The following is an 18,964-nucleotide window of genomic DNA, read 5'->3' on the forward strand; positions in this document are numbered from 1 at the left end:
CCCGAGGGGCGCCGCCGGACTAACGGGGTGCCTTTTTGCGCCGCCTTCGGCGTCGCGGGCTTGGGCGCGCCGACGCTTTCCCTCGTCGCTCATCCGCTTCGCTCCTTCGCTCCTCAGTCCAAGCGCCGGCGCGCCCAAGCCGAGACCCCTCACTCCCGGCACCGGTAAAGCACAAGATCAAACCCCTCACTCCCGGCACCGGGGCGTCGGAACCGACTCTGAACGGGACGGCCGACAACGTCCGAGAGCGAGGAGTCCAGCGTGGACTTACCGGCACCGGGAGCGAGGGGTTGGCCTGTGCCTTACCGGTGCCGTGTGTGAGGAGTGTCCGGCTTGGGCGCGTCGGTGCTTGGACTGAGGAACGCAGGAGCGAAGCGACGGAGTGACGAGGGAAAGCACCGACTCGGAGGCGCCCAAGCCCGCGACGCCGCAAGGCGTCGCAAAGAGACACAGCGCCCAAGCCCGCGACGCCGCCAGGCGGAGCAAGGAGACACAGATACACTGAGGCTTCCGAAAAGCACTGAGGAGATCCCTGTTGGCCATTCAGCCGATCCGTCTTTTCGGCGACCCGGTGTTGCGTACGCCGGCGGAGCCGGTGAAGGACTTCGACAAGGAGCTGCGCAGGCTCGTCAAGGACCTCACGGACACGATGATGGACGCGCCGGGGGCCGGGCTCGCGGCGCCGCAGATCGGGGTCGGCCTGCGGGTGTTCACCTACTACGTCGACAACCAGCTCGGTCATCTGATCAATCCCGACCTCGACCTGTCCGAGGAGAAGGACGAGGAGGGTGAGGAGGGCTGCCTGTCCTTCCCCGGTCTGTCGTTCCCGACCCCCAGGGCGATCAGGGCCGTGGCGACGGGGTTCAACATGCACGGTGACCCCGTCACGCTTGAGGGCACCGACCTCATGGCGCGCTGTTTCCAGCATGAGACCGACCACCTCGACGGGGTGCTCTTCATCGACCGGATGGACCTCAAGCAGCGCAAGCTCGCGATGAGGGAGATCCGCGCGGCCGAGTGGAGCGGTCTGTCCGCCCCCGCGTTCAAGTTCTCCCCGCACGCGACCCACGGGAAGGCTCTGTAGGAACCTTGCGTCTGGTCTTCGCCGGAACTCCGGAAACCGCCCTGCCCTCGTTGAGGGCCCTGCTCGACTCGCCGCGCCACGAGGTCGCCGCCGTCGTCACCCGCCCGGACGCCCAGTCGGGCCGGGGCCGCAAGCTTCAGCCGAGTCCGGTCGCCGAACTGGCGCAGGAGGCGGGGGTGGAGATCCTCAGACCGGTCAGGGCGGGGGACCCCGAGTTCCTCGACCGGCTGCGGCTGATCGCCCCCGACTGCTGTCCCGTCGTCGCCTACGGGGCTCTGCTGCCGCAGAGCGCCCTGGACATCCCGCCTCGCGGGTGGGTCAACCTCCACTTCTCGCTGCTGCCCGCCTGGCGGGGCGCCGCGCCCGTGCAGCACGCCGTACTGCACGGTGACGAGATCACCGGCGCGGCCACCTTCCAGATCGTCAGGGAGCTGGATGCGGGACCGGTCTACGGCGTGGTCACCGAGGAGGTCAGGCCCGCCGACACCAGCGGGGAGCTGCTGGCCAGGCTCGCCGAGTCGGGCGCCGGGCTGCTGGCCGCGACCCTCGACGGCATCGAGGACGGCACGCTGGAGGCGGTGCCCCAGCCCGCTGAGGGGGTGAGCCTCGCCCCGAAGATCACTGTGGACGACGCCAGGGTCGACTGGTCGGCGCCGGCCATGCGGGTCGACCGGCTGATCCGGGCCTGTTCCCCCGCTCCCGGCGCCTGGACGGAGTTCCGCGGCCTGCGGGTCAAGCTCGGCCCGGTGCGGCCCGCGCCCGGGGCGCCCTCGCTCGCCCCGGGGCGGATCGCGGCCTCGAAGAACACGGTGCTGGTCGGCACCGCGACGCACCCGGTCGAGCTGGGTGAGGTGCGGCCACAGGGCAAGCGCGCGATGAGCGCGGGGGAGTGGGCCCGCGGCGTGCGGCTCACCGAAGACGATCGGCTGGGCTAGGACATGAACGAGCGGGGGAGCGGTGGCCGCCGTGCGGCGGGCCACTCACGGGACGATCAGACCGCCTCTCGCGGCGGAGAGCGGCGGGGGGCGGGTCGTGGAAGCAGGCGCCCGCGCCCGCCGAAGCCGGTCCGTGACGAGGCCAGGAACGTCGCCTACGACCTGTTGCGCGCGGTGGACGAGCGGGACGCCTACGCCAACCTGCTGATGCCCGCCCTGCTGAGGGAGCGCCGCCTCTCCGGGCGTGACGCGGGCCTGGCGACCGAGCTGGCCTACGGGACGCTGCGCGGGCTGGGCACCTACGACGAGGTCATCGCCGCCTGCAGTGACCGTCCCCCCGAGGACCTCGATCCGCCGCTGCTCGACGCGATCCGGCTCGGTGTGCACCAGTTGCTCAAGACGCGTGTCCCGCCGCACGCCGCCGTCGGCACGACCGTCGACCTGGTGCGGCTGCGGGTGGGGACAGGCGCGTCGAAATACGCCAACGCGGTGCTCAGGAAGGTCGCGGGCCGTTCGCTCGACCAGTGGGTCCCGATCGTGGCTCCCGATCCCGGGCAGGATCCGGTCGGCCACCTGGCGGTCGCCCACAGCCACCCCCGGTGGATCGTCAACGCGCTGCGCGACGCCGTCGGCGGTGGTTTCGACGAGACCGCCGCCCTGCTGGCCGCCGACAACGAGCGTCCCCGCGTCACCCTGGTCGCCCGTCCCGGACGGGCCTCGGTCGAGGAGCTCCTGGCCTCGGGCGCCGAGCCCGGCGAGTACTCCCCGTACGCGGCCTACCTGAAGGAGGGTGATCCGGGCTCCATCCTGGCGGTGGCCGAGGGGCGCGCCGCCGTACAGGACGAGGCGAGTCAGCTGGTCGCGCTGGCGCTGACGCGGGTCCCGGTCGAGGGCGGGGACAGCCGCTGGTTCGACATGTGCGCCGGTCCCGGCGGGAAGGCGGGCCTGCTGGACGCGCTGGCCGTACGGGGCGGGGCGAGGCTGCTGGCGGCCGAGCTGCAGTATCACCGCGCCCGTCTGGTCAGGCAGGCCACCCGTCAGGCCGCGGTGGTCGCCGCGGACGGTACGGTGCCCGCCTGGCGGCCGGGTGTCTTCGACCGGGTCATGGTCGACGCGCCCTGCACCGGTCTCGGCGCGCTGCGCCGTCGCCCCGAGGCGCGCTGGCGCCGTGATCCCCGTAGCCTTCCCGAGCTGGGCACGCTCCAGCGGGAGCTGCTCTCGCACGCCCTGGAGGCCGTCCGTCCCGGAGGGGTCGTCGCCTACGTGACCTGTTCGCCGCATCTGGCGGAGACGGTGGCCGTCGTGGGTGACGCGCTGCGCGGCCGTGCGGACGCCGAGGCGCTGGACGCCCGTGCCTTCCTGCCCGGCGTCGAGGGGCTGGGTGAGGGGCCGTACGCGCAGTTCTGGCCGCACCGCCACGGTACGGACGCGATGTTCCTCGCCCTGCTGCGCCGCCGGTAACGGGATTTGAACTCTTTGTGAAGATAGGTTAAGGAAGTCCGAATCTTGCCCCCACGTTGAGATGAATATCGGTTCTGCGGACAATGCAGGAAATCGCCGATGGGACGTGGGGATTTACTGATGTGTGGAATCTCCGGGTGGGTGGACTTCGAGCGTGACCTTGGGCCGTCCCGGGACGTCGCGCAGGCCATGACCGACACGATGGCCTGCCGGGGGCCCGACGACGAGGGGTTGTGGACGGCCCCGCACGTCGCGCTCGGCCACCGCAGGCTGGCCGTCATCGACGTCGAGGGCGGGCGTCAGCCGATGGTCGCCGACCAGGACGGTGAGCCGCTTGCCGTCCTGGTCTACAGCGGGGAGCTGTACGACTTTCCCGAGCTACGCGCCGAGCTGGCCGCGCGGGGCCACCGCTTCCGCACCCGGAGCGACACCGAGGTCCTGCTGCGGGCCTACCTGGAGTGGGACGAGGACCTTCTCGACCGCCTGAACGGCATGTTCGCCTTCGCGATCTGGGACGTCCGGCGTCAGGAGCTGCTGCTGGCGCGCGACCGGATGGGCGTCAAGCCGCTGTACTACCACCCGACCCCCTCGGGGGTGCTGTTCGGTTCGGAGCCTAAGGCGATCCTCGCCAACCCGCTCGCCCAGCCCGCCGTGGTCGACCTCGACGGCCTGCGGGAGATCTACGCGTTCAGCAAGACGCCCGGACACGCCGTCTACCGGGGAATGCACGAGGTGCGGCCAGGCCAGGTGATCCGGGTGAGCCGTGCGGGCCTGAGCAGGCGGTTCTACTGGCGGCTTGAGGCCCGCGAGCACCCCCACGACCTCGGGACGACCGTACGGACGGTGCGCGGGATGCTGGAGGACGTCGTCGGGCGCCAGCTGGTCTCCGACGTGCCGTTGTGCACCCTGCTGTCCGGCGGCCTCGATTCGAGCACGGTCACCGCGCTGGCCATGGACCGGCTGCGGAAGGACGGCAAGGAGGGGGTCCGCTCCTTCTCCGTCGACTTCGCCGGCTACGACGAGAACTTCACCCCGGACGCGATTCGCTCGACCCCGGACACGCCGTACGTCCTCGACGTCGTCCGGCACGTCGGCTCCGACCACACCTCCATCGTCCTGGACCCGGCCGACCTCATGGACCCCGCCGCGCGCGCCGCCGTACTGCGGGCGCGGGATCTGCCGCTCGGGCTCGGCGACATGGACACCTCGCTCTACCTGCTGTTCAGGGCGATCAGGGAGCACTCGACAGTCGCGTTGTCCGGGGAGTCGGCCGACGAGGTCTTCGGCGGCTACCGCTGGTTCCACGAACCGGCCGCGGTCGGCGGCGACACCTTCCCGTGGCTGGCGATGCCGGGCGTCGAGCGGTTCAACGGGGTGGTCGGGATCCTCGGCGAGGAGCTGCTGCGGGAACTCGACCTGCCCGCCTACCGCGCCAGGCGCTACCGGGAGGCGCTCGACGAGGTGCCCAGGCTGCCGGGGGAGGGCGGGCTGGAGCGGCGGATGCGGGAGATCGGCTACCTGAACCTGACCCGCTTCGTGCAGAACCTCCTCGACCGCAAGGACCGGATGAGCATGGCCGTCGGCCTTGAGGTCCGGGTGCCGTTCTGCGACCACCGGCTGGTCGAGTACGTCTTCAACATCCCCTGGTCGATCAAGAGCTTCGACGGGCGCGAGAAGAGCGTGCTGCGCGCCGCGGCGGCGGACATCCTGCCCGGTTCGGTGCTCGAACGCCGAAAGAGTCCCTACCCCACGACCCAGGACCCCGCCTATGACCAGGCCCTCAGCAAGCAGGTCGCCGGGCTGCTCGACCGGGGTGGGGTCGCGGCCGCGCAGCTGGCCGACCTCGGCAGGGTGCGAGCCGTCCTCGACCGGCAGGAGGGGGAGGCGGACCTGGACGGCAGGGCGGCGCTGGACGGCTTCCTCGGGCTCAACGCCTGGCTTGAGGAGTACGACGTGCGGCTCAAACTCTGAGCGCGCGCGGGGGCTCCGCCCGCCCGGTGACCGGAGGGCGGCGCCCAATAGACTCGGCCGCACTATGGCCGTACAGATCTCGCCCAGCATCCTGTCCGCCGACTTCGCCCGCCTCGCGGAGGCGGCCGCGGCGGTGCCCAACGCCGACTGGTTGCACGTGGACGTCATGGACAACCATTTCGTGCCCAACCTGACTCTTGGCCTGCCCGTCGTCGAGTCGCTGCTCAAGGCGACCTCGACGCCGCTCGACTGCCACCTGATGATCGAGGACCCCGACCGCTGGGCACCTGCCTACGCCGAGGCGGGGGCGGGCAGCGTGACGATCCACGTGGAGGCCGCCAAGGCCCCGGTGCGCACCCTGCGGCAGATCCGCGCCGCCGGGGCCCGCGCCGGGCTCGCGCTGAACCCCGCCACGGCGGTCGAGCCGTACGAGGACCTGCTCGGCGAGGTCGACATGCTGCTGATGATGACCGTGGAGCCCGGCTTCGGCGGCCAGCGGTTCCTGGACATCGTGCTGCCCAAGATCCGCCGGGCCCGCGGGCTGATCGACGGGCACGGCGGCCAGATCTGGCTGCAGGTCGACGGCGGGGTCTCGGCCGAGACGATCGAGCGCTGCGCGGAGGCCGGGGCCGACGTGTTCGTCGCGGGCAGCGCCGTCTACGGCGCCGCCGACCCGGCCCGTGCGATCGACGAGCTGCGGTCGGCGGCGGAGAAGGCCTGACGGCCTCCAGACGTTCGAAGGCCCCGGGGACGCCGTCGGGCGGCCCCGGGGCCTTCGAGAAGCCGCGAGAGTGCGTGGAGCGGGCGGGCTAGCCCTGCAGGGCCGGGTCGAGGATCACACCCTCGCCGCTGACGGTCGGCTCCTCGGGGAAGTGGCAGGCGGTCAGATGCCCCTCCTTGTTGCCCTCCAGCCGGACCAGGGGCGGCTCCTCGGTCGCGCACTTGTCCTGTGCCTTCCAGCAGCGGGTGCGGAAACGGCAGCCGGACGGCGGGTCGATGGGGGAGGGCACGTCCCCGGCGAGGCGGATGCGCTCGCGGGCACCCGCCTCCGTGGTCGCCTCGGGCACCGCCGACAGCAACGCGTGGGTGTAGGGGTGCCGGGGGCGCTCGTAGAGGGAGGACCTGTCGGCTATCTCGACGATCTTGCCGAGGTACATGACCGCGACCCGCTGCGAGAAGTGCCTGACGATGGCCAGGTCGTGCGCGATGAACAGGAACGCGATCCCCAGGTCCCTCTGGAGCTGCTGGAGCAGGTTGACGACCTGCGCCTGGATCGAGACGTCAAGCGCGGAGACCGGCTCGTCGGCGATGATCAGCTTGGGGTTGAGGGCCAGCGCGCGGGCGACCCCGATGCGCTGGCGCTGACCGCCGGAGAACTCGTGCGGGAAGCGGTTGTAGTGCTCGGGGTTGAGACCGACGGTCTCCAGAAGCTCCTTGACGCGCTTCTCCCTGCCACCGGGCGGCTCGATGCCGTTGATCTCCATCGGGCCACTGATGATCGTGCCTACGGTGTGGCGGGGATTGAGCGACGAGTACGGGTCCTGGAAGATCATCTGGATCTCGGACCTGATCGGCTTGAGCTCCTTGCGGCCTGCGTGCGTGATGTCGTGGCCCCGGTAGCGGATGGAGCCCCCGGTGGGTTCGAGCAACCGGGCGGCGAGCCGTCCCGTGGTCGACTTCCCGCAGCCGGACTCGCCGACCAGGCCGAGGGCCTCACCGGTGTGCACGGTCAGGTCGAGCCCGTCGACCGCGTGCACCTTGCCGACCTGCCGCTTGAAGATCAGCCCGCCCGTCACCGGGAAGTGCTTCTCCAGCCCGGACAGCTCCAGCAGTTCCTCGCTCACGCGTCCTCCCTCGCAGACGGCGTCCGCGAGCCGCCAAGCCCGTTCACTGGCCGTCCTTGCTTCACTTGTGGATCTCCCGCTTCTGGGCGAGGGTCAGATAGCACGCGTCGCCGTGGCCGCGGTGCGGGGACAGTTCGGGCCGCTCACCCTTGCACAGCTCGGGTCCCGCCTGGTCCATGTAGTCGCACCTGGGGTGGAACGGGCAGCCGGAGGGAACGTTGAGCAGGCTCGGCGGGGTGCCGCGGACCGGCTTGAGCGGGATGTCGACCGAGGAGCTCAGCCGCGGCATCGAGCCGAGCAGCCCCCAGGTGTAGGGGTGACGCGGGGTGTCGAGGACCTCCTTGACCGTGCCGCGCTCGACGGCCCGGCCCGCGTACATCACCAGCACGTTGTGCGCGGTGTTGGCGACCACGCCCAGGTCGTGCGTGATCATGATGATGGAGGTGCCGGTCTGGTCCTGGAGCTCCTTGAGCAGGTCCAGGATCTGGGCCTGCACGGTCACGTCAAGCGCGGTGGTCGGCTCGTCGGCGATCAGCAGGTCCGGGTCGCAGACCAGGGCCATCGCGATCATCGCGCGCTGCCGCATGCCGCCGGAGAACTGGTGCGGGTAGTCGTCCACACGGGTCTTCGGCTGCGGGATGCCGACCCGGGTCAGCATCTCGATCGCGCGGGCCCTGGACTCGGACTTGCTCGCGCCGGTGTGCTTGCGGTAGACCTCGCCGATCTGCCTGCCGATCGTGTGGTACGGCGAGAGCGCGGTCAGCGGGTCCTGGAAGATCATCGCGACCTTGTTGCCGCGAAGCTTCTCCATGGTGGACCGGGAGGCGCCGATCAGCTCCTGACCGTCGAGGTGGATCTCACCGCTGATCTTGGTGGTCTCCGGGTTGTGCAGGCCGAGCACGGTCAGGTTGGTCACCGATTTGCCGGATCCCGACTCGCCCACGATCCCCAGGGTGGTGCCCTTCTCCACGTCGAAGGAGAGCCCGTCCACCGCGTGGACGAGGCCGTCCTCGGTGTGGAAGTCGACGGTCAGGTCACGGACCGACAGGAACGGGTTCGACACTTCTTCCAGCTCCTAGCTCAGCCGCACGCGGGGGTCGATGACGGCGTACAAGACGTCCACGATGATGTTGAACACGACGATGGCGCCTGCGGCCACCATCACCGTCGCCATCAGCATAGGCAGGTCCGAGCTCCAGACGGCCCTGATGGACAGCTGCCCGATTCCCTGCAGGCCGAAGGTCTGCTCGGTGATGATCGCGCCGCCGATCAGGGTGCCCAGGTCGACGCCGAGGATGGTGACGATGGTGATCAGGGTGCCGCGCAGCGCGAACCTCATCACGACCGAGCGGTTCTGCATGCCCTTGGCCCGAGCCGTCCTGACGTAGTCCTCGGAGAGCTGCTCCACCATCGTCGAACGGGTCATACGGGTGTAGTTGGCGGTGAAGATGATCGCCAGCACCACCCAGGGCAGCATCAGCCCCATCGCCCAGTCCAGCGGGTTCTCGGTGATGGGGACGTAGCGCGGCTGCCGCAGGATGTGGTTGTGGTAGACGAGGAAGTACAGCGCCAGCGTGCCGACGAAGTAGATCTGCAGCGAGGCGCCGATCAGGGAGGAGACGCTGGCGATCTTGTCCAGCGCCTTGCCCTGCCTGAGCGCCGCGACGATACCGGTCGCCACTCCGAACAGGAGGAAGACGATGGCCGCGCCGATCGTCAGCGAGACGGTCAACGGCATGCGGTCGAGGATCGTGTCCAGCACCGGGGCCTTGTTGACGAAGGAGAACCCCAGGCAGGGGGCGGCGCAGTTGCCCAGGCCCTCGTAGTCGCGGCCGACGAAGATGCCGGCGACCCAGGTCAGGAACTGCACGAACAGCGGCTGGTCCAGTCCCAGGTTGTGCCGCGCCTGCTCCAGCAGCTCGGGCGGGCAGACCTTGCCGCAGGCGAGCCGGGCGGGGTCGGCTGGAACGGCGAAGAAAAGGAAGAACGTGCACGCGGCGATGATCAGCAGGGTGACCACGGCGCCGAGGGTGCGGCGAGTGATGAATCGAAACATGGCCCGTTTCCCGACGGTTGCTGGGAGACCGCCGCGGGGGCCGTGAAGCCCCCGCGGGCCGTGGCCCCGCCTGTCAGCGGGGCCACGGCCTTTGCCGTCTCTACGGCTTCACGAAGATGGTGTCCGGCTGAACGATCCACTGCTGCGGGTCGATCTCGGCACCGCCCACCTTGGAACCGTGGAGCATGGTGGCGATCCGGTTCTCCGCGACGACCAGCGGGGTGATCGTCTCCTGGATCTTCTTGTCGAGCGCCATCCACGCGGCGTTGGCCGCGTCGATGTCCGTCATGGCGGTGATCTTGTCCATCTCGGCGGTGAGCGCCGGGTCCTTCAGGTGCGAGTAGTTGGGCGCACCCTCGGCGACCGGGCCGAAGATGATCGGGAGCACCGTGGAGCCGGACGGCCAGTCGGCGCCCCAGCCGCCCCAGTACATGTCGAACTGGTTGCCGAGCTTGCCGATCGAGTCGTAGTAGGTCTTGCGGTCGAGCGGCTTGGCCACGACGTTGATGCCGGCCTTCGCCAGGGCGCTCTTGATCGCGACGGTCACCTGCTCCTGGACCGGCGTCTGGTTGTAGGCGTAGACGATGGTCGGCGTCGGGGTGCTGGTCTGAGCCAGCAGCTCCTTGGCCTTCTCGACGTCACCCTCGGGCTTGGTCTCCTTGTTGAACAGGTCGTAGGACTGGTAGCCGACCGTGGTGTTCTCGTTGAGAATCGTGGTCGGCAGCGCCGCGGCGGCCGGGCCGCCCATGACCTGCTGGATCTGCTTGGACGGCCAGGCGTAGTTGATGGCCTGACGGACCTTGGGGTCCTTCACCCGGTCAAGGTTGAAGTAGTAGTAGTTGCCGTACGGCGAGGGGCTGTTCATCCGGCGGGAGGCCAGGTTGGGGTCGCTCAGCACCTGCTGCAGACGCTCCGGCGGCGTCGAGGCGTAGAAGGTGAAGGCGGTCTGGTCGGCGCCGGAGTCCGCCATGAGGCGGTCGGTCACCTGCAGGGCCTCGAAGCCGAACTCAAGGTGCCACTTGTCCGGGTAGGCGCCGCGGATCGGGTCGGTCGCCGGGTCCCAGTTCGGGTTGCGCTCAAGGTCCATGGTCTTGTCGACCACGTGCGACTTGATGATGTACGGCCCGCTGGAGACAGGCTCCTTGTCGTACTGCTCCTTGGTGTCCTTGGCCTTGGGCACGATGCCGTAACCGGCCATGGCGAAGGCGTAGGCCGCGTCGGCGTGCGGCGTCTTGAACTTGTAGATGATCGTCTTGTCGTCCGGCGTCTCGATCGCGTCGAGTTCCTTGCCGTCGTACGGGCCGGGGTAGGCCTTCTTGAAGTCGACGTCGGTCAGCCACTGCTGGATGTAGGTGGGGCCCTGGGTGACGAACGGCGCGAAGGTCCGCTCCATGCTCCACTTGACGTCCGCGGAGGTGATCGGCGTGCCGTCCTGCCACTTCACGCCGTCCTTCAGCGTGAACTTCCAGGTCTTGCCGCCGTCGGACTGGGTGCCGGTGTCGGTGGCCAGGTCGCCGACCAGCTTGAACTCGCCCTTGGCGACGCGCTTGTAGCCGGTCAGGGTGCGGGAGATCAGCCGGGCGAAGTTCGCCTCGGTGTTGACGTAGATCTGCGCGGGGTCGAGGTGGGAGAAGTCGTCACGGTCGATCATCGTGACCGTTCCGCCCTTGACGACGCCCTCCGGCGGGATCGCGGGGCCCTTGGAGTCCTCCGCGGTGCCCTGGGTGATGACCGCGGGCTTGTAGGCGGCGGCGGGGGCCGAGGAGGCACCGTTGGAGCTGCCGGACGGCTGGGCGGCCGGAGCCCCCTGGTTGCCCTCGGCGCAGGCGCTGGTGACGGCCAGCACACCGATGGCCAGGACGGCCACGGCTGACCGCTTTCTGACTGTCATCTCTCTCCTATCTGTTCAGCGCTTGAGCTGGGGCTAGCGCTTGAGCTTGGGGTCGAAGGCGTCGCGGACGGAGTCGCCGAGAAGGTTGAAGGCGATCACGAAGATCACCAGCGCGACGCCCGGGAAGATCAGGTACGTGATGTCGTTCTGGTAGACCTCGGTACCGCGCCGGAACATCCTGCCCCAGTCGGGGATCGGCTCGATCATGCCGACGCCGAGGAAGGACAGGGCGGCCTCCGAGGTGACCAGCGCGGGCAGCAGCAGCGTCGCCTGGATCAGGATCGGCGTCCACAGGTTGGGCAGCAGTTCCTTGAACACGATCCGCGCGGGGGAGGCGCCGGTCACCCGGGCGGCCTCGATGAACTCGCGTTCGCGGAGCGTGAGGACCTGGCCGCGCAACAGGCGGGCCAGACCGGCCCAGCCGAACAACGTCAGCACGAGCACCAGCGTCACGGCGCGCAGCCAGACCGGCGTCTCCTGGTCGGGACTGACGAAGAGGTTCTCCACCACGGGCATGAACGCGATGATGAACAGCACCGAGGGGAAGGACAGCACCGTGTCGATCACGCGGCCGATGACGTAGTCCGTCTTGCCGCCGGAGTATCCGGCCACGATGCCGATCACGATGCCGATCAGCGTGGTGAGGATCGTCGTGATGAGCGCGATCAGCAGCGAGGTCCTGATTCCGTAGACCAGCTGGGTGAACACGTCACGGCCGAGGTTCGGCTCGATGCCGAACCAGAACTCCGAGCTGATGCCGCCGTTCGGGGCGATCGGATAGCCGAAGTCATTGAGCAGGCCCGGGGTGTCCTGGCCGTAGAGGGTGTACGGGTCCTTGCCGTACAGCCAGGAGATCACCGGTGCGAGTATCGCCACCAGGATGAAGAAAATCACCACGATGGCCGAGGCGACCCCGGTCCGGTCACGGCGGAAGCGGAGCCACATCAGCTGCCCTGGTGAGCGGCCCACCGTTTCCGGTGCCTTCACCACGGGCGCCTCATCGGCGGTGGTCGCGGCAGGTGCAGGGATGGTCATCGTGCGGGAGCCCCCAACGAGCATGACTGAGCGGGATCTGGGGGAACCATTGCAAAACAGTCAGGGGCAAATCAATGGCCTAGCTGTTACTTGTTTTTTTGTTGTGCAATATAGATCAGGTTGTGGCTGCAATTCCATTGACCTGGGTGGGGGGTCGGATGGAATGATGAGATTCCCCACCGTCTCTTATTCACGGATTTGTGACATACCTATGACACGACCATGACGGTCTGTGTGGTCGTCGTGTCACCTCTCGTCGTGTGGTGTCCGCAGGTGGGGCGGAAGGCGGTCCGGCCGCCGGGTGGGTGCGTGAACGCGTGTTGACTACGGGTGACCCGTCCGGGTCCCGCTCGGCCCCCTGTGGCCCCGCGCCCCCTTCGCCCCTGTTCCCTTCGTACCACCGTGCCCGGCCCGGGCGCGAGGGTGCGCGGCGTGCCTCTCCCCGATGTCCGGTTGTTCCATCTGGTGGGAGGGGGACACGTCATCTTTTGCCGGACGTGGCACACTGGAGGGAGAGCAGCGTGCTCCGGGGTCGGTGAAATTCCGAGCCGGCGGTTACAGTCCGCGACCCGTCCGAAGCCATCGGCCGGTTGACCTGGTGAAACTCCAGGACCGACGGTCAAAGTCCGGATGGGAGGAAGCGCGCGGGCGGCAGGGACGTCCCTTGGTGGGGCGCCTCGCCGCCAATGGGTGTACGTGCCTGTGATCCCCCGGGGCCCGCCGTGGCAGAAAGCTACCGGCGAGTAGGAGTCCCGGATGTGTGGTCGGGCGCACCCGCGTCAGCCGACCGGCCTGCCCGCGCGTGGTCGCGGCGCCGCCGGTCCCCTCTTCCGTCTCGCCCGCCGTGTCCCCGCGATCTCCACGGCCTCTCCCGGTGAGCCCCTACGGCCTGGCCGGCTTCCACGTGCCCACGTCCTGGGAAACGCCCGCCGTACCGGCTCCCCGGTCCCGGCAGGCCCCGTGAGGCCAGGAAGACGGGCGGCCCCGCGCGGGTTCACTCCCGATGTCATCTACGCACGCCCTGCGAAGGAGCTGTGAATGTTCACCGGAATCGTTGAGGAACTCGGCGAGATCGCGGAGATCGAGACGCTGCGCGACGCCGCCAGGCTGTCGATCCGCGGCGGGGTCGTCACCGGCGACGCCGGGCACGGCGACTCGATCGCCGTCAACGGGGTCTGCCTGACGGTGGTCGACGTCGAGGGGGAGGTCTTCACCGCCGACGTGATGAAGGAGACCCTGGACCGCAGCAGCCTGGGGGCCCTGCGCCCCGGCTCCAGGGTCAACCTGGAGCGCGCGGTCCGCGCCGACCAGCGCCTCGGCGGCCACATCGTGCAGGGCCACGTGGACGGTACCGGCGTGCTGCTCGCGCGTGAGCCGGACGAGCACTGGGAGGTCGTGCGGATCTCCCTGCCCGCCGCGCTGAACCGCTACGTGGTGGAGAAGGGCTCGATCGCCGTCGACGGGGTCAGCCTGACCGTGGTCGGCGTGGACGACGAGGGCTTCTCCGTCAGCCTCATCCCCACCACGCTGCGGCTGACCACCCTCGGCGCCAAGCAGCCGGGCGACCCGGTGAACCTCGAAGTCGACGTGATCGCCAAGCACGTGGAGCGGCTCGTCGGCGCCTACGCCCCCGGGAACGGGTCATGAACTGGGTGAACGAGGGCTTCCAGCTTCTCGGGGTCAAGGTCCTGTGGACCGACCTGGTCGGCAACGTGGCCGCGCTGGCCACCGTGCTGCTGGCGATCCGCAGATCGATATGGACCTGGCCGGTGCAGCTCACCGCCGCGGTCCTGCTGTTCGTCACCTCCCTCAGCGCCCACATCACCGGCAACGCCCTCAAACAGCTCATGTTCGGCGGCCTGGCCGTCTACGGCTGGTGGCGCTGGACCCGCGGCACCCGGGCGGGCCAGGGCCTGGCCGTACGGCCCGCGACCGGCTGGGAACGGCTGGCGATGGCCGCCACGATGCTGCTGGGCACGGCCGTCGTCGGCGTGCTGTTCTTCGTGACCAAGCTCTCCTGGGGCGCGCTGGTGCCGCCGCCGAGGGGCTATCTGCTGGTCGCGGCGGACGCCTACATCTTCGTCGGCAGCGCCGTCGCCACCTGGGCCCAGGGGCGCGCGCTGGTGGACTTCTGGATCATCTGGGTGGCCGTGGACCTGGTCGGCGTGCCACTGGCCTTCAGCTCGGGTCTCGTCGTCTCGGGGGCCGTCTACGGGGTCTTCTTCGTCCTTGTCCTCATCGGACTCTTCAACTGGCTCAAGGAGTACCGGTCCAGGACCGTGCTCGTCCCCAAGGAGGCTGTGTGACCGAGCTTGACCCCATAGAGCGGGCGATCGCCGACATTCGCGAGGGCAGGCCCGTCGTGGTGGTCGACGACGAGAACCGTGAGAACGAGGGTGACATCATCTTCGCCTCGGCCAAGGCGACACCGGAGCTGCTGGCCTTCACCATCAGGCACACCAGCGGCGTGATCTGCGTCTCGCTGCCCGGTGAGGACCTCGACCGGCTCGGCCTGCCGTTGATGGTGCACGAGAACAGGGAACGCCTGCGCACCGCCTACACGATCAGCGTCGACGCCCGCGACGGGGTGACCACCGGCATCTCCGCCTCCGACCGCGCCAGGACGATCCGCACCCTGTGCGACTCGGCCACCGAGCCCGACGATCTGGTACGGCCCGGCCACGTCTTCCCACTGCGCTACCGCGAGGGCGGCGTGCTGGTCAGGCGCGGCCACACCGAGGCGGCCGTGGACCTGGCCAGGCTGGCGGGGCTGCGGCCCTCCGGAGCCCTCGCCGAGGTCGTCAACGACGACGGGACCATGAAGCGGCTGCCCGAACTGCGCGAGTTCTGCGACGAGCACGACCTGGCGCTGGTCTCCATCGAGCAGCTGGTCGAGTTCCGGCGCCGCACGGAACGGATGGTGAGCAGGGTCGCGGAGACCCGCCTGCCCAACGCGTACGGGATGTGGCGCGCCTACGGCTACGCCAGCGCCCTGGACGGCGGCGAGCACGTCGCCCTGGTCTACGGCGATCTGGAGGACGGGGAGAACATCCTGGTCAGGGCGCACTCCGAGTGCCTGACCGGGGACGTGTTCGGCTCCCTGCGGTGTGACTGCGGGGTCCAGCTCGACCACGCGATGTCGGAGATCGCCGCCGAGGGCCGTGGTGTCGTGGTGTACCTGCGCGGGCACGAGGGCCGTGGTATCGGGCTGCTGGCCAAGCTGCGGGCCTACGGCCTGCAGGACGCGGGCAGCGACACCGTGGACGCCAACCTGGAGCTCGGCCTGCCGGTCGACGCCAGGGAGTTCTCCAACGCCGGCCAGATCCTCGCCGACCTGGGGGTGAAGTCGGTCAGGCTGCTGACGAACAACCCCGCCAAGCTGCGGGGCATGGACGGCTACGGGGTCAAGGTCCTCGGCCGTGAGCCGATGCCCGTGGCGATGAACCCCCACAACGAGAGGTACCTGACGGCCAAGCGCGACCGTCTGGGCCACGAGATCAACAAGGAGAACGTATGAGCGGCGCGGGACGTCCCCAGGCCGAGGCCGTCGAAGCGGCCGGGCTGACCGTCGGCATCGTGGCCGCCCGCTGGCACGAGAAGATCACCGATCAGCTCGTGGCGCGGGCGGTGCTGGCCAGCGCGGACAGCGGGGCGAGCGCGACGGTGATCCGCGTCGCCGGGTCCCTGGAGATCCCGGTCGTCGCCCAGGCGCTGGCCAGGCGCTGCGACGCCGTGGTCGCCCTGGGCGCGGTGATCCGCGGGGAGACCGCCCACTTCGACTACGTCTGCGAGTCGGTCACCTCGGGGCTCACCCGTGTCTCGCTCGACGAGGGAACGCCGGTCGGCAACGGGGTGCTGACGTGTGACTCCCTCGACCAGGCCCTCGACCGCTCCGGACTGCCCGGCAGCCACGAGGACAAGGGCTACGAGGCCACCGTCGCGGCCCTGGAGACGGCGCTGCTGCTGCGGGACCTCAGGGACGCCTGAGGTCCCCGAGCGTCTTGGACGCGGGGCCGGCCGGGGCGTGCGGTAGGTTTCCTATCGCCGTGACCGGTGCTTTTCCCGAAGGAACGTGATCTCCAGGTGAGTCAAGAGAACGTCTCGCCCCCCGAGCTGCCCGTCGTGTGGCGGCCGAGGAAGGGACGCGTCGTGGCGTACGGCTTCGCCGGTTTGATCATCGTTGGAGCCGTGGTCCTGGCGATCCTCCTGCCGCCGCCGTTCACCGTGGTCGACAAGGTCGCGATGGTGGTGCTCGGCGCCGCCGTCGCCGGGGTGCTGCACCTGCTCGGCCGCTGCCGGGTCGAGGCGGACGAGACGGGCGTCACCCTGGTCAACGCGCTGCGGGTGCACCGCTACGAGTGGCCGGAGGTGCTCGCGGTGACGCTGACCGACAGCGAGCCCTGGGCGAAGATCGACTTCACCGACGGCGCGACGATCGGCGCCATGGGGCTGCAGGGCTCGGAGAAGGAACGGACCGTCCAGCAGGTCCGTCAGCTCGCCGCGCTCATCAGGGAACGCGGCGAGGCCAGGGACGAGGGCGGCAACGGCGGACGGGCCGGGGACGACGACTGAGGCCCGGCCTGCGAGGCCGGGCCGGAGACGACGCCGGGCGTCTCAGGTCTCCTCGGCGAAACGCTCGGCCATACCCGTCTCGCCCGCGACCAGCAGAACCGTGTTCCCGTGGATGGCCGTGTCGGAGGTGGCGTAGGTGAACCTGCCGCCGGGGCTCTTGATCCCGACCACGGTCACGCCGTACTTCGTGCGGATGCCCAGCTCGCCCAGCGTCCTGCCAACCGCCCAGCCCGGCGCCTTGGTCTTGACCAGGGCGTAGCCCTCGTCGATCTCGACGTAGTCGAGCATCCGCCCGGTCACCAGGTGCGCGACCCGCTCTCCCATGTCGTACTCGGGCTGCACCACGTGGTGCGCGCCGACCCGGTCCAGGATCCGGCTGTGCTGGCGGCTGATCGACTTGGCCCAGATGTCCGGCACACCGAAGTCGGCCAGGATCGAGGTGGTCAGGATGCTCGCCTCGATGTCGCCGCCGATGCCGACCACGACCCTGCCGAACTCCTCGACGCCCAGCTGGGTCAGCGCGTCCGGGTCGGTCGAGTCCGCGCAGGCCACGTGCGTGAGCTGCCCGGACAGCTGCTGCACGATCTTGGGGTCGCTGTCCACGCCGAGCACCTCGACGCCGCGCTCGGCCAGTTCGAGCGCCAGCGCGCTGCCGAACCGGCCGAGGCCGATCACCGCGACCGCGTCGCCGCGGTCCTTCCTGTCAGCCAACGAGAGGGCCCTCCTCCGGATAACGGAACCTGCGGGTCTGGACGTGCAGCGCCAGCGCCGCGCCGAGTGTCACGGGCCCCAGTCTGCCGACGAACATCAGGACCGTCAGCACCAGGTGTCCCGGGGCGCCGAGATCGCCGGTTATCCCGGTGGACAGGCCGACCGTGCCGAACGCCGAGACCACCTCGAACAGCACCCGGTCGAGCTTGAACGGGGTGAGGGCCATCAGGACGAACGTGCCCAGCGCCACCGAGGCCACACTGAGCAGGGCGATGGTCAGCGCCTGGCGCTGGAGTTGCTCGGGCAGGCGGCGGCGGCCGACCGTGACGTCGGGCTCACCGCGCAGCTCGGCCAGGATGACGTAGCCGAGGAGCGCGAACGTCGTCACCTTGATGCCGCCGCCGGTGCTCGCGCTGCCCGCTCCGACGAACATCAGCACGTCGCTGATCAGCCAGGTGGTCTCGTGCATCTGCGAGACGTCCACGGAGTTCATGCCGCCGCTGCGGGTCATGGAGCTGTGGAAGAACGCCGCCATGATCCGCTGCCAGGGCGGCAGCCCGCCCAGGGTCGCGGAGTTCTCCCACTCGGTGAGGGCGACGGCCAGCGCCCCGCCGAACAGCAGGACCGCGGTCATCCCCACGGTGATCCTGGCGTGCAGCGACCAGAGCCTGGGACTGTGCCAGCTGCGGCGGAGCGCGGTGTAGACGGGGAAGCCGAGCCCCCCGACGACCACGGAGATCGCCAGCGGCAGGCAGATCCACGGGTCGTGGACGAAGCGCACGACGCCGTCCGGCCACAGGGTGAAGCCGGCGTTGGTGAAGGAGGAGACCGCGTGGAAGAGCCCCTGGTACAGGGCGCGGCCGGGCGACTCGCCGTATCCGATGAGGAAGCGGGCGGCCAGCACGGCCGTGGTCAGCGCCTCGGCGGCCAGCGTCACCTTGGCGACGCCCGCGATCAGGCGGCGCACCTCGCCGGGACCCAGGGTCCGGGTCTCGGCCTGGGCGTTGAGCCTGGCGCGCAGGCCGAGCTTGCCCGAGACGACCAGCGCCAGGATGGAGGCCATCGTCATGATCCCGAACCCGCCGATCTGCATCAGCGCCAGGATCACCAGCTCACCGAAGACCGACCAGTGCGTCGCGGTGTCCTGTACGGCCAGGCCGGTCACGCAGACCGCCGACGTCGCGGTGAAGAGCGCGGACGTCCACGACGCCGCCCGCCCGGCCTCGACCGCGACGGGCAGCGACAGCAGCGCCGAGCCCGACATGACCACGACCAGGAAGGCGGCCACGACGACCCTCGACGGCGTGTTGATCCGCCGCAGAACGTTCTTCACGAGGGGTGAGAATACGCCGGGGAGACGACCGCCACGTCCGCCCCACGTGCCCTGTCCCGTCAGTGGCCCCC

General features: G+C 69.7%; 17 protein-coding genes and 1 riboswitch. Of the genes, 10 read left to right on the forward strand and 7 right to left on the reverse strand.

The genetic code is table 11. From position 1 onward, the window contains the following. The first annotated feature begins 535 nt into the window (after positions 1-535). From def to rpe, 5 genes are all read left to right on the forward strand, one after another. The gene (gene def, locus ABT340_RS03070) at positions 536-1,084 is read left to right on the forward strand and encodes a peptide deformylase (RefSeq protein ID WP_352008961.1); all 549 of its coding nucleotides are present in this window, start codon (positions 536-538) and stop codon (positions 1,082-1,084) included. A 5-nt stretch (positions 1,085-1,089) separates the two neighbouring features. Further along, positions 1,090-2,019, forward strand: coding sequence for a methionyl-tRNA formyltransferase (gene fmt / locus ABT340_RS03075; protein ID WP_352008962.1), 930 nt, complete (start codon positions 1,090-1,092; stop codon positions 2,017-2,019). A gap of 3 nt (positions 2,020-2,022) precedes the next feature. Then, complete coding sequence (locus ABT340_RS03080) at positions 2,023-3,480, forward strand: RsmB/NOP family class I SAM-dependent RNA methyltransferase (RefSeq protein WP_352008963.1); 1,458 nt, start codon at positions 2,023-2,025, stop codon at positions 3,478-3,480. Between the two features lie 120 nt (positions 3,481-3,600). Continuing rightward, positions 3,601-5,451: an asparagine synthase (glutamine-hydrolyzing) gene (asnB, locus tag ABT340_RS03085; RefSeq protein ID WP_352008964.1), complete on the forward strand. Its 1,851-nt coding sequence runs from the start codon at positions 3,601-3,603 to the stop codon at positions 5,449-5,451. 64 nt (positions 5,452-5,515) lie between these two features. After that, on the forward strand, positions 5,516-6,172 hold the full coding sequence (gene rpe / locus ABT340_RS03090) for a ribulose-phosphate 3-epimerase (RefSeq protein ID WP_352008965.1): 657 nt from the start codon (positions 5,516-5,518) through the stop codon (positions 6,170-6,172). Between the two features lie 88 nt (positions 6,173-6,260). On the opposite strand, the gene ABT340_RS03095 is transcribed toward rpe, so the two are convergent. The 5 genes from ABT340_RS03095 to ABT340_RS03115 form a co-directional block, all read right to left on the reverse strand. Continuing rightward, on the reverse strand, positions 6,261-7,295 hold the full coding sequence (locus ABT340_RS03095) for an ABC transporter ATP-binding protein (protein ID WP_352008966.1): 1,035 nt from the start codon (positions 7,293-7,295) through the stop codon (positions 6,261-6,263). 61 nt (positions 7,296-7,356) lie between these two features. Further along, positions 7,357-8,358 carry an ABC transporter ATP-binding protein gene (locus tag ABT340_RS03100; RefSeq protein ID WP_352008967.1) on the reverse strand — a complete coding sequence of 334 codons (1,002 nt, stop codon included), beginning with the start codon at positions 8,356-8,358 and terminating at the stop codon, positions 7,357-7,359. A gap of 12 nt (positions 8,359-8,370) precedes the next feature. Then, complete coding sequence (locus ABT340_RS03105) at positions 8,371-9,351, reverse strand: ABC transporter permease (RefSeq protein ID WP_352008968.1); 981 nt, start codon at positions 9,349-9,351, stop codon at positions 8,371-8,373. A gap of 100 nt (positions 9,352-9,451) precedes the next feature. Next, complete coding sequence (locus ABT340_RS03110) at positions 9,452-11,242, reverse strand: ABC transporter substrate-binding protein (RefSeq protein WP_352008969.1); 1,791 nt, start codon at positions 11,240-11,242, stop codon at positions 9,452-9,454. A gap of 33 nt (positions 11,243-11,275) precedes the next feature. Beyond that, entirely contained in the window at positions 11,276-12,277 is a 1,002-nt protein-coding gene (locus ABT340_RS03115; protein ID WP_352008970.1) for an ABC transporter permease, read from the reverse strand. Positions 12,278-12,794: 517 nt separating this feature from the next. Continuing rightward, positions 12,795-12,925: riboswitch (FMN riboswitch) on the forward strand. 390 nt (positions 12,926-13,315) lie between these two features. Here ABT340_RS03115 and ABT340_RS03120 point away from each other — a divergent pair. The 5 genes from ABT340_RS03120 (at position 13,316) to ABT340_RS03140 (ending at position 16,849) form a co-directional block, all read left to right on the forward strand. After that, complete coding sequence (locus ABT340_RS03120; protein ID WP_352008971.1) at positions 13,316-13,924, forward strand: riboflavin synthase; 609 nt, start codon at positions 13,316-13,318, stop codon at positions 13,922-13,924. Beyond that, the gene (locus ABT340_RS03125) at positions 13,921-14,583 is read left to right on the forward strand and encodes a nicotinamide mononucleotide transporter family protein (protein ID WP_352008972.1); all 663 of its coding nucleotides are present in this window, start codon (positions 13,921-13,923) and stop codon (positions 14,581-14,583) included. Before ABT340_RS03120 ends, ABT340_RS03125 begins: the two co-directional genes overlap by 4 nt. Next, positions 14,580-15,794, forward strand: a complete 1,215-nt coding sequence (locus tag ABT340_RS03130; RefSeq protein WP_352008973.1) for a bifunctional 3,4-dihydroxy-2-butanone-4-phosphate synthase/GTP cyclohydrolase II — start codon at positions 14,580-14,582, stop codon at positions 15,792-15,794. The genes ABT340_RS03125 and ABT340_RS03130 overlap by 4 nt, the downstream gene beginning before the upstream one ends. Then, positions 15,791-16,264 (forward strand): 6,7-dimethyl-8-ribityllumazine synthase, encoded by a 474-nt coding sequence (ribH, locus tag ABT340_RS03135; protein WP_352008974.1) that lies wholly within the window; start codon positions 15,791-15,793, stop codon positions 16,262-16,264. The genes ABT340_RS03130 and ribH overlap by 4 nt, the downstream gene beginning before the upstream one ends. Positions 16,265-16,360: 96 nt before the next feature. Continuing rightward, complete coding sequence (locus tag ABT340_RS03140; protein WP_352008975.1) at positions 16,361-16,849, forward strand: PH domain-containing protein; 489 nt, start codon at positions 16,361-16,363, stop codon at positions 16,847-16,849. Positions 16,850-16,891: 42 nt separating this feature from the next. On the opposite strand, the gene ABT340_RS03145 is transcribed toward ABT340_RS03140, so the two are convergent. Continuing rightward, positions 16,892-17,560, reverse strand: a complete 669-nt coding sequence (locus tag ABT340_RS03145) for a potassium channel family protein (protein ID WP_352008976.1) — start codon at positions 17,558-17,560, stop codon at positions 16,892-16,894. Next, positions 17,553-18,893 (reverse strand): TrkH family potassium uptake protein, encoded by a 1,341-nt coding sequence (locus tag ABT340_RS03150; RefSeq protein WP_352008977.1) that lies wholly within the window; start codon positions 18,891-18,893, stop codon positions 17,553-17,555. The genes ABT340_RS03145 and ABT340_RS03150 overlap by 8 nt, the downstream gene beginning before the upstream one ends. Between the last annotated feature and the right edge of the window lie 71 nt (positions 18,894-18,964).

Source organism: Streptosporangium sp. NPDC000239 (assembly GCF_040300765.1).
Lineage (GTDB): Bacteria > Actinomycetota > Actinomycetes > Streptosporangiales > Streptosporangiaceae > Streptosporangium.